General features: G+C 43.6%; 10 protein-coding genes. 6 read left to right on the top strand and 4 right to left on the bottom strand.

The genetic code is table 11. The features are described from left to right. A partial coding sequence (locus O9324_RS26490; RefSeq protein WP_288141768.1) for a transposase family protein occupies nt 1–249 on the bottom strand: 249 nt, incomplete at its 3' end. Between the two features lie 304 nt (nt 250–553). On the opposite strand from O9324_RS26490, the gene O9324_RS26485 reads away from it, so the two are divergent. Continuing rightward, nucleotides 554–766 (top strand): hypothetical protein, encoded by a 213-nt coding sequence (locus O9324_RS26485; protein ID WP_002765380.1) that lies wholly within the window; start codon nt 554–556, stop codon nt 764–766. Continuing rightward, nucleotides 720–959 carry a type II toxin-antitoxin system PemK/MazF family toxin gene (locus O9324_RS26480; RefSeq protein WP_353851751.1) on the top strand — a complete coding sequence of 80 codons (240 nt, stop codon included), beginning with the start codon at nt 720–722 and terminating at the stop codon, nt 957–959. The genes O9324_RS26485 and O9324_RS26480 overlap by 47 nt, the downstream gene beginning before the upstream one ends. Nucleotides 960–1,021: 62 nt before the next feature. On the opposite strand, the gene O9324_RS26475 is transcribed toward O9324_RS26480, so the two are convergent. Genes O9324_RS26475 through polA form a run of 3 tightly spaced genes read right to left on the bottom strand, consistent with a single transcriptional unit; the run spans nt 1,022 to nt 4,427 of the window. Further along, complete coding sequence (locus O9324_RS26475; RefSeq protein WP_002765377.1) at nt 1,022–1,270, bottom strand: heavy-metal-associated domain-containing protein; 249 nt, start codon at nt 1,268–1,270, stop codon at nt 1,022–1,024. A 36-nt stretch (nt 1,271–1,306) separates the two neighbouring features. Beyond that, nucleotides 1,307–1,552 carry an NDH complex assembly factor CRR9 gene (locus O9324_RS26470; protein ID WP_002736270.1) on the bottom strand — a complete coding sequence of 82 codons (246 nt, stop codon included), beginning with the start codon at nt 1,550–1,552 and terminating at the stop codon, nt 1,307–1,309. A 4-nt stretch (nt 1,553–1,556) separates the two neighbouring features. Further along, nucleotides 1,557–4,427 carry a DNA polymerase I gene (gene polA, locus O9324_RS26465; protein WP_288141767.1) on the bottom strand — a complete coding sequence of 957 codons (2,871 nt, stop codon included), beginning with the start codon at nt 4,425–4,427 and terminating at the stop codon, nt 1,557–1,559. A gap of 390 nt (nt 4,428–4,817) precedes the next feature. Between polA and O9324_RS26460 the strand changes: the two genes are divergently transcribed. The 4 genes from O9324_RS26460 to O9324_RS26445 all read left to right on the top strand — a co-directional run bounded on the left by O9324_RS26460 (nt 4,818) and on the right by O9324_RS26445 (nt 9,913). Next, complete coding sequence (locus O9324_RS26460) at nt 4,818–5,744, top strand: UDP-glucuronic acid decarboxylase family protein (protein ID WP_287627056.1); 927 nt, start codon at nt 4,818–4,820, stop codon at nt 5,742–5,744. A gap of 45 nt (nt 5,745–5,789) precedes the next feature. Next, nucleotides 5,790–7,172 (top strand): UDP-glucose dehydrogenase family protein, encoded by a 1,383-nt coding sequence (locus O9324_RS26455; protein ID WP_288141766.1) that lies wholly within the window; start codon nt 5,790–5,792, stop codon nt 7,170–7,172. A 240-nt stretch (nt 7,173–7,412) separates the two neighbouring features. After that, nucleotides 7,413–8,096, top strand: coding sequence for a Mo-dependent nitrogenase C-terminal domain-containing protein (locus O9324_RS26450; protein ID WP_193960954.1), 684 nt, complete (start codon nt 7,413–7,415; stop codon nt 8,094–8,096). Between the two features lie 128 nt (nt 8,097–8,224). Beyond that, a complete protein-coding gene (locus O9324_RS26445; protein ID WP_287627058.1) occupies nt 8,225–9,913 on the top strand; it encodes a SulP family inorganic anion transporter in 1,689 nt (562 codons plus the stop codon). Nucleotides 9,914–10,702 lie beyond the last annotated feature (789 nt).

Raw genomic sequence — 10,702 nt, 5'->3', positions numbered from 1 at the left:
GGGTTTTCGACAATTATCGCACTTAAATTGACGACGATTAACTTGTAAGTACACTGGTTGTCCTGAGATTGGTAAATCTTTGACTAAATGTCGATGATTTTGGTGTAGTTTATCGCTCTCTAACCCACAACGAGGACAGATTGCTTTTTTATTTTTCGATTCGATTCGGCAAACTATACCGATATTTTCTAGGTGTAGATAGCCTTGAATAGAGGTTCCTTCTAGGTTCAAAAATTTGTCAAGTATCATAAGTAAAATACTCTGGTTTTTGGCCATTATATCAAATCTTAACTCAATTGTCTATCTTTTGGCATTAACCAGTTTGTGCCTTAAGTCTTTCCCTGTATAGATTTCAGCTATTTTTGAGACTAGGTACTCTCATCGAATTTTATTTTAAGTTAATTATTTGCATAACAATTCCCGAAGAGCCACTATTTAGACGAAATCTCAACAAGTTGATATGGCGGTAAAGGATATTCAAAGCATTATTAAAGACTATGAACAACAGTAAACAGATTATAATTGTAACAGCTATTAATTGGACTAACCACCTATGAATATTAAACAAAAACTATCTTTAGTAACACAAAATCTCTCTGATGAACAATTAGAACCATTGTTAGAGTTAGCAGTAAATTTACAAAATAACAACCCAAATACACTTAACTTTACTGAACAAATTACCTCTCAAGCTTATCAAGAATGGGTTAGTTCTGATCATGACATCTACGACGAGATTTTTGCCGATGAAATTACAAAAGGGTGATGTAGTATTGTGTCAAGTACCCATGCCATCCAGTCAATTTCAACAGTTTAAGCTTCGTCCTGCTGTTATCGTATCAGCTAATGATATTAATCAAATTTTAGATGATGTAATGGTTGTTCCTTGTACCTCTAATCGTAATCGCTCCTTTTCGATAAACCAACAACTAGAAAGCTTGGGAGTCAAACTAATCTGATCAACACAAAAATAGAACTACCCTTGATTTTTACAGAGGTATATTTTTAACGGGGAAGGATGTCAACCCTCACTTCCAGACTCAACAGTATGGCCGACTTCGCTGATCCATTGGGCAATTTCTGCGGGGGATGCGGTGGTTTCTACGGTGACGATTTTATTGGCTACATCCACCGATATTTGGGCTGCCGGTTGCTGATTATTAATCGCTTTAGTAATGGTATTAGCGCAACCTTCACAGGCAATACTAGGCACTTTTAGGGTAATTGTCATTGTTGTAACTCCAGTAACTTTATAGCTAAAGACTAGCATAAATTGTCAGGGGTAGCTTATTTTTTAAGAGTTTATTTACCATTTCAGCACTGCCGCTTCGATCCCCTGTTCCCGACGCAGTTTACTATCTTTTTCTAGCCATTGGATTACCTGTTTATGGGTTAGTTCTTCTAGGGTTACTCCCGTATCTTCGGCGATTATTTTTAGTAAGCGTAGGGAAGAAATCGTTAAACGAGTCAGGAATTTTTCGGGAGAAGTCAAGAGGGCAGCGTCCACATCCGCGGATTCTTCTGGGGTTAAAAATTGTCTGTTTTCGATCATAGTTTTATTTGGTTTCCATCCAATTGTCACCGGCTTTTATTTCTACCAAGAGAGGGACTGTCAAGGAGACAGCTTCTTCCATAGTCGTCTTGATTTTTGACTCTAGGGATGGCCATTCTTCCCTCGGTACTTCCAAGACTAATTCATCATGGACTTGCAGCAGTAATCTCGCTCGATAATTTTGCAGTACCTCGGCCAATTTTACCATCGCTACTTTAATAATATCAGCACTGGAACCCTGAATGGGCGCATTAGCAGCCGATCTTAATAATTGTGCCTCCTCGTTGTTGAGTTTGAGGCTATCTAAATCGATGTCATGTAAGGACAGTCCTCGCAGTCTTTTTAAGAGGGGATTATCAAAGTTAAAATAACGTCTTCTACCCAAAATTGTTTCTACATATCCCTGAGCAATTGCTTGTTTTTTGCTATTCTCTAAATACTCAAATACTTGGGCATAACGTTGATGATATTTTTCAATAAATTTTCTGCCCTGTTCTACGGTTAATTTCGATTCACGGGCGAATTTTTGCGCTCCCATGCCATAAATAACCCCGAAGTTAATGGTTTTCCCTAAACTGCGTTCTTCTGGGGTAATTTCCCCTTTATCAAAGAGCAATTGAGCGGTGACTTTATGAACATCTTGATTACTACGATACGCTTCTAATAAAACTGGTTCTTGACTGAGATGAGCCAGAATTCTTAACTCGATTTGTGAGTAGTCCGCTGACACTAATAAGTACCCATCTTCGGGGATAAAAGCTTGACGAATTCGCCGAGAAAATTCACTGCGAACGGGGATATTTTGCAGGTTAGGATTGGAGGATGATAAGCGTCCGGTGCTGGTGATGGTTTGATTAAAATCCGTATGCACTCGTGCGGTTTTTGGTTCGGCTAATTTCGGTAAAGCATCCACATAGGTGGATTTTAATTTGGATAAGGTGCGATGTTCAAGGATATAATCAATTAGGGGATGATCCCCTTGTAGTTTCTCTAAAACACTTTGATCGGTAGAGTAACCTGTTTTAGTTTTTCTGGATTTTTTGCGATTGAGTCCCAATCGATTAAAGAGGATTTCACTTAACTGTTTAGGAGAGCCAAGATTAAAAGTTTCTCCGATAGATTCATAAGCTTTTTTTTCTATGTCTGCTAAGTCTCTTTCTAGTTGCTGGGACAAGTTTTTTAGATAATTGACATTAATTTTTATCCCATAATTTTCCATCTGCCACAGCACCATGATGAGGGGAGATTCTACTTCTGAGAATAATTGATATAAAGAGGGAATTTTAGTTAACTCTGACTGTAATTTTTCTCGAAGTAAATAGGTAGCGTAGGCATCTAATCCACAGTAGTTGGCAGTAGTGCCAATATCTAAATCAGCGATGGTTTTTCCCCCAGGAATACCGAGACTTTTATAACTAAGGGAAGTGATACCGTCCAAATAGCGATCGCATAAATCTTCGAGATTATGAGTTAGTTCGGGATGGAGGACATAACTAGCCACCATAGTATCAAAAACTAGACCTTTAACGGTAATTCCTTGATGATAAAAAACATCAATATCAAATTTCGCATTCTGGAAGACTTTCGGATAATTATCACTGGCTAAAATTGGGCGTAATTTTTCAAGAACTATCTCTAGATTTAAATTATCACCGCTCTGGTGGCCGATAGGAATATAGGCCAGAGAATTTAATTCTTTTCCCCAACAGCAACCGATGCCAACTAATTTGGCTATACGAGGATTTAAATCCGTGGTTTCAGTGTCCCAAGCGACGGGAAAATGTGGATTAGTAAAAGTTGTTAATTTTGCCAGTAAAGCATCTAACTTAGGAATAGTATCAATAATGTCGGGAGCAATTAGAACCGGTGGAGAAACAGGGGGTAAATCAAACAGAGACAATTGATTAGAATCAGCATCGCTAGTTAATTCTAGGGGAGGAGTGCCACCTAGCTGCTGTTGAATTTGATCGAGTTTCTGGAGAATTTTCTTTAACTCCAATCTTGCCAATAAAGGTTTAACTAAACGCCGATCAAAACCTCGGAGACGAAATTTCTCCTCATCGAGGCTAACGGGGGCATCAAGGGCAATTTTGGCTAAATAGCGAGAACTTTCGGCGGCGGGTTTCCCCTCTAATAATTTAGTTTTTACCATTCCCTTGATCGATTCCAGATTGGTATAGATATCGTCTAAGTTATCGTATTTTTTTAATAAATCTATCGCTGTTTTTTCGCCAATTCCGCGCACTCCGGGGATATTATCAGACTTGTCACCGCAAAGAGCTTTAAAATCTACTACCTGTTTTGGTGTCACCCCTAACTTTTCCGTGACAGCTTGGGAATTAAATTCTGTATAACCCTGTCCCGATGTACTTTTGACTGCATTAATATCCAGATAGAGAACCGTGGTTTTTTTCTCCTCATCTACCAATTGAAATAAATCTCGATCGCCTGTTAAAATCTTGACTGTATAACCATTATCGCCAGCTTGTTTTGCCAAAGTTCCTAAAACATCATCTGCTTCATAACCAGGGGAAGTCACAATAGGAATATTCATCGCTGCCAAGAGACTTTGCAGATTAGTTAAATCGGGGCGAAATTCTTCAGGAGTTTCTTGCCGATTAGCCTTATAATTGACATCAGCTTCATGGCGAAAAGAAGGAGCGGCTAAATCAAAAGCGACCGCTAAATAAGTGGGTTTTTGAGTTTCTAGTAACTGCATCAGAGAATTTAAAAACCCAAAGCAAACACTGGTGGGAATACCGCTAGAAGTACGCAGAGGGCCAGAACGAGACTTAGCAAAGGCATAATAGGCACGAAAAGCCAAAGAATGCCCATCAATCAGGATAAATAGCTTATTTTGCTCGCCACTGGTCATAATCTAGCCTCAAATTTGCGTGTTATTTCCATTTTAAGGATTACCGAGCCATTATTAGCTCTCCTGCAAAAATCAAAAATCTTCCGTTAGGTGGGGAGATGGTCGATAGTAGAATGGAAAACAGGAGGGTAAAAAAGACAAGAGACAACTATTTTATCCATAAAACCTAAGATTATGTCAAATTTATCTGGTTTTTAAGATATTTTGACCCGATAGCGCCTCGATAACTTACTTTTGCAGGAGGTCTATTCAGCCATTAGCCTGGCATCGGCGATCGCTGATAACTGATAACTGATAACTGATACTTAACACCTCCTCAAAAAAATATTTGCCAAAAAGCCAGCGTAAGGGTATTTTAAGAATAATTTTATATGTTTACTTTTCGATTACATGAGAATCCTAGTTACGGGTGGTGCGGGTTTTATCGGTTCCCATCTAATCGATCGCTTGATGGAACAGGGTCATGAAGTGGTCTGTCTGGATAACTTCTACACAGGGACGCGCAGAAATATCGTTAAATGGCTAGGAAATCCTTATTTTGAGCTAATTCGTCACGATATCACCGAGCCGATCCGTCTAGAAGTCGATCAGATTTATCACCTGGCCTGTCCTGCTTCCCCAATCCACTATCAATATAACCCCGTAAAAACGATTAAAACCAATGTTTTAGGGACTATGTATATGCTGGGGTTAGCTAAACGGGTAAAAGCGCGATTTTTGCTCGCTTCCACCTCGGAAGTCTATGGCGATCCCGATGTGCATCCGCAAACGGAAGAATATCGAGGCAATGTCAACTGCATCGGACCGCGTTCCTGTTATGACGAGGGTAAACGGGTGGCGGAAACCTTGGCTTTTGAGTATTATCGGGAGCATAAAGTCGATATCCGGGTGGCCCGGATTTTCAACACCTACGGCCCGCGAATGCTGGAAAACGATGGTCGAGTGGTGAGTAATTTCGTCGTGCAAGCTTTGCGCGGTGAACCCCTGACGGTTTATGGTGAAGGTTCCCAAACCCGCAGTTTTTGCTATGTTTCTGACCTGGTGGAAGGGTTAATGCGTTTGATGAATGGGGACTTTATCGGGCCGGTTAATCTCGGCAATCCCGATGAATACACAATTCTGGAATTAGCGCAAGTGATCCAAGGCATGATTAATCCCGAGGCCGAATTGGTCTATCAACCACTGCCGGAAGATGATCCCAAGCAACGACAACCGGATATCACTCGTGCTAAAACCTATCTGGATTGGAGTCCAACTATTCCTCTAAATCAGGGTTTAAAAATGACGATCGAGGATTTCCGTTCTCGTCTAAGCTAATCCCTAATCAATAAATTTAACTTAATTGTCACTGGAGTGATTATCATGCGTGTTTGTGTTATCGGAACGGGTTATGTGGGTTTAGTCACTGGGGTTTGCCTAGCACATATCGGCCATCATGTTATCTGTATTGATAACAATGAAGAAAAAGTCAAATTGATGAAATCGGGACAATCCCCCATCTATGAACCGGGGTTATCGGAATTAATGCAGTCTTCGGCAGCCTCCGGCAATCTGGAATTTTCCACGGATCTAGAAGCGGGAGTTAAACACGGCGAAATCCTCTTTATCGCCGTTGGTACACCCGCACTACCGACGGGGGAAAGTGACACCCGTTATGTGGAAGCGGTGGCCCGGGGTATTGGGGCCCATCTCAACGGTGGTTATAAAGTAATCGTCAATAAATCTACCGTTCCCATCGGTTCTGGCGATTGGGTACGGATGATCGTCCTCGATGGCGTGGCCGAGAGACAAAAAAATCTCGTGGCTGCTGGAAGTATTAGTACACTAGAACGCATTGAAGCGGATTTCGATGTGGTCAGCAATCCCGAATTTTTACGGGAAGGTTCGGCAGTTTATGATACTTTTAACCCCGATCGCATTGTTTTAGGCAGTAATAACCCGAAAGCCATCGAAATGATGAAGCAATTGTACGCGCCTTTGGTTGAACGTCAATTCTCTGAAGATACCTCCTTGCCTCCCGTTCCCGTAGTCGTTACGGATCTCAGTTCGGCGGAAATGATTAAATACGCCGCTAATGCCTTCCTAGCCACCAAAATTAGCTTTATTAACGAAGTAGCTAACATCTGCGATCGCGTCGGGGCCGATGTCACCCAAGTGGCTAAAGGTATCGGTTTAGATTCCCGTATCGGCAGCAAGTTTCTCTCGGCCGGGATCGGTTGGGGGGGTTCCTGTTTCCCCAAAGATGTGTCAGCTTTGGTGCATACCGCAGAAGACTACGGTTACGAAACGGAATTACTTAACGCCGCTATCAATGTTAACAAACGTCAACGGACAATTGCGATCGAAAAACTCCAACAGGAATTAAAAATCCTCAAGGGTAAAACCGTCGGTTTGTTGGGATTAACTTTTAAACCCGATACCGATGATATGCGCGATGCTCCGGCTTTAACCATGATCGAACAGTTAAATCGTTTAGGTGCTAAGGTAAAAGCCTATGATCCGATCGTTTCCCAAAGTGGTTTAAGTCACGGTCTCAGTGGTGTGATTATCGAATCGGATCCAGAAAGATTGGCTGATGGTTGTGACGCTTTGGTGGTGGTGACGGAATGGCAAGAATTCCTCCGTCTTGACTACGGCAAAATGGTTAAAACCATGCGCGAACCCGTGTTAATTGATGGTCGCAATTTCCTCGATCCCGCGGTGGTGACAGCAGCTGGTTTCCGTTACCTCGGTATTGGACGTTAATCCCAGGAATCCGCCTTTTCACTAGGACTGACGCGGGTGGGGAAGGGACAAGCAGCGCCAACCCTTACCCCTGCTCCTAGGGGCGAAAATTGCCCGATTATGCCAGATGAAAAACGAAAACTTCCTAGCTGACCATAAGGATAGTTGCAATGGTTACATGATGTGAACGGGGGCCACTAGAATCCGGGGGCGATGGGTAGAATTAAATTGAGAAACTAGAAATCAGTTTTAGCAATACCTATGGTTAGCTCTGTTCAATACCGCTACACTAACGAACAAGTTAGGGACTGGTTACGGGGATTACTGACAATTGCTTGGTGTGATGGGGATTATAGCACCAGCGAACAGGAATCGATCGCCCGTTTCGCTCACGAATTAGAATTAGATGACGACCACGTTCTCTATCAATCGATTAGTCCCGAAGAATTGGCCGCAAGTTTCGGTCATGACCCCAAAATATCAGAAAACTTCCTCCGCACGGCGGTCATGGTGGCGATCGCCGATGGCATTTATTCCCCCGCAGAAGCGGCATTACTGCATAGTTATCGGGATGCTTTCGGGTTAGAAATCGAGGCCTTGTCAGCTTTAGAACATACTGTCTGTGAAATTCCCGAAATTACCACGGAAGCGCAGAAATCCGAGTTTATCAGTGCCGAACATCCCCACCCAGATCTGCTGCATCCCCTCAAAGATTGGTTAGATGGGGTAGAAATGCACGATCCGCGCCTGGCCCGGTTTATCTGCAAAATGGTGCCGCCTCAATGTCCTTTTGAACGCGATATCGTGCTTTTTGGTCATAAATTAGTCCATATTCCGCCTCTGTGCAAGTTAAATCCTCTCTACGAACAATTAGTCGGTTTACGTTTCCGCGCCCTATCATACTTAGCCGATGATTGTCAAGAGGATATTTCCGAGTATATTTAGCCAGTTTAACTAAAATTGTGACTAACATGGCATAAATATCCTGCTGACAGAAAATATCTCAGCCTAAAGGCCTTTCCTAGCCAATTCTTCCGTTAAAATTAGGTTAAGTCGCCGTTAAGAGAGAAACTATGAGTAAAAACTCCCGACGAGTCGATTTTCCTGATTTACCCGGGACAAAAAACCTGCGCTCCTATCAATGGCAGTGGCTGGGCCGAGATATCCTCGCCGGTGTCACCGTGGCGGCCTACGCTATTCCCCAGTGTATGGCCTACGGCGACCTGGCCGGGGTCGAGCCGGTGGTGGGATTGTGGACTCTCGTGCCGGCTGCCCTAGTTTACGCCCTTTTCGGCTCCTCACCGCAACTATCCCTCGGACCGGAATCGACCACGGCAGTGATGACGGCGGCAGCGATCGCACCGATAGTGAGCCTTCAAGGAGAAAATTACGGCAGTTTAGCGGCTTTTTTAGCCCTAATGGTCGGTTTAGTCTGTTTTGTCGCTTATATCGCCCGCTTGGGATTTCTAGCTAATTTACTCTCCAAACCGATCCTGATCGGTTATATGGCGGGAGTGGCGGTGATCATGATTGCGGGACAACTGGGTAAAATTAGTGGTTTGTCAATCCGTGAAAATACGGTTTTTAAAGAAATTTTAGCTTTTTTCTGGGGAATAAACCAATGGCACTGGCCAACCCTTAGCCTAGCTGTATTTTTGCTACTATTTCTATTTGTCATCCAAAAATATTTTCCCAAAGCACCTGGTCCCTTGCTGGCGGTTTTACTGGGAACCCTCGCCGTCGCCACCCTCCATCTCGATGGGGAGGGGGTGGCAGTAGTGGGGAAAATTAGCAAGACTTTGCCCAATTTTGGCTTACCAACCCTAGATTTTTCCCAATTACTACCCCTAGTCACCGCAGCCGTCGGCATTGCCCTGGTGGGCTATTCCGATAACGTCTTGACCGCTAGAGCCTTCGCCGCACGCCATAACCAAGAAATCGATGCCAATCAAGAATTTTTAGCCCTGGGACTGGGGAATCTGGCGGCGGGTTTTTGTCAGGGATTTCCCATCAGCAGCAGCGCCAGTCGCACTGCGGTGGGCGATTCGGTGGGTAGTAAAAGTCAGATTTACTCCCTGGTGGTGGCAGTGGTGGTGGTGGCGGTCATTTTCTCCCTCGGTCCGCTACTGGCACTCTTTCCCAAGGCCGCTTTGGGTGCGCTGGTGATTTATGCGGCCTGTAAACTGGTGGATATTGCCGGCGCTAAACGACTAAAAAGCTTTCGCAATAGTGAGTTTAATCTCGCTGTCCTGACCATGGTGGGGGTGCTAACCACGGGGATTTTAAGCGGGGTTGCCATCGCCATCGGTCTCTCGGTTATCGATTTATTGGCCCGCATTACCCGGCCTGATGATGCGGTCTTGGGTACGGTTCCGGGGGTGATGGGTTTACACGCGCTCCAGGATTGGCCAGAAGCGCAAACAATACCGGGGTTAGTTATCTATCGTTACGATGCCCCCTTATTTTTTGCTAATGCGGCCGACTTTAAACGTCGCGCTCTCAGTGCCATTGCCCGGGAGACAAAACCGGTAGAATGGTTTGTCTTGAATACGGAGGTTCTTGGGGAATTAGATAGTACAGCCGTGGAGATTCTTGAGGAACTAGCAGCGGAATTATCAAGACAGGGTATAGTTTTCGCCCTCGCTAGGGTTAAACACGATCTGTACTTACAATTGCAACGTTCTCGCTTGTTAGATAAAATTAGCGAGGAGAGAATTTACTATACTTTGCCGGCAGCGATCGAAGCTTTTAAAAATCGTTAACTGATAGTTAGGGGTCGAGAAGGTCATCGCCGACCTCTCCTCCCATAAAGAACCTACCCGTCCATAGTTTTCGGACTTTATTGAAATTAGGTGATAGAGTTTTCTAAGTTGGGCTTCCGTCGGTTGCATTTAGTCATTATCGGCTTGATTTTAGATTATTGTTCATTTTTAGCATCATTAACTGAAAGTCACTTCCCTAACCTATTTAGGGTTTGCGGCAAAAAGTTTTTCGTGGGGGTAGGGTGTGACCCCCCCCAACCCCCCCGACATCGGGGGGGTGTGGGGTGTGGGGTGTGGGGTTTTACCCATTTTCAAGTGGTCAATTACCTAAGTTTCAGGGAAAAAGTGCCTAATTCTCCCCCCCGATCCCTCCAAAGGCCGCCACTTTTTGATTTCAAAAAAGTAGAATGTAGGGTGCGTTAGACGGCGACAATCTTTGCTTAAACTTGAATCTAACAATCCGTCGTAACGCACCTATCTATCTATCATTAATTTATTTGGTGCGTTACGCTATCGAATGGCGCACCCTACTACTACTGATACTAAATCTGGTTATTAAAAACTGATTATTTATTCACCCTTTTGCCTTTGCCTGTCCTTATAAGTAGCCTATACTCAACTCAACGGATTTAGTATGACTCATAGCTGTTATCCCACATTCCGCACCCTAAGCTGTCACAGAGAGAAATTACGGAGAGAAAAAATCAAAGTGAGCATAAAAATAAACATAAGGAGCGAAAAAAGGCATTTGAGAAACAGTAAAGCACCAAAAATGGCATCAAAACCTAT

Origin of the sequence: Microcystis sp. LE19-84.1B (genome assembly GCF_027531875.1) — a bacterium.
GTDB lineage: Bacteria > Cyanobacteriota > Cyanobacteriia > Cyanobacteriales > Microcystaceae > Microcystis > Microcystis panniformis.
The sequence above is the reverse complement of the archived record's forward strand: the minus strand, read 5'-3'. Positions and strand labels throughout refer to the sequence as shown.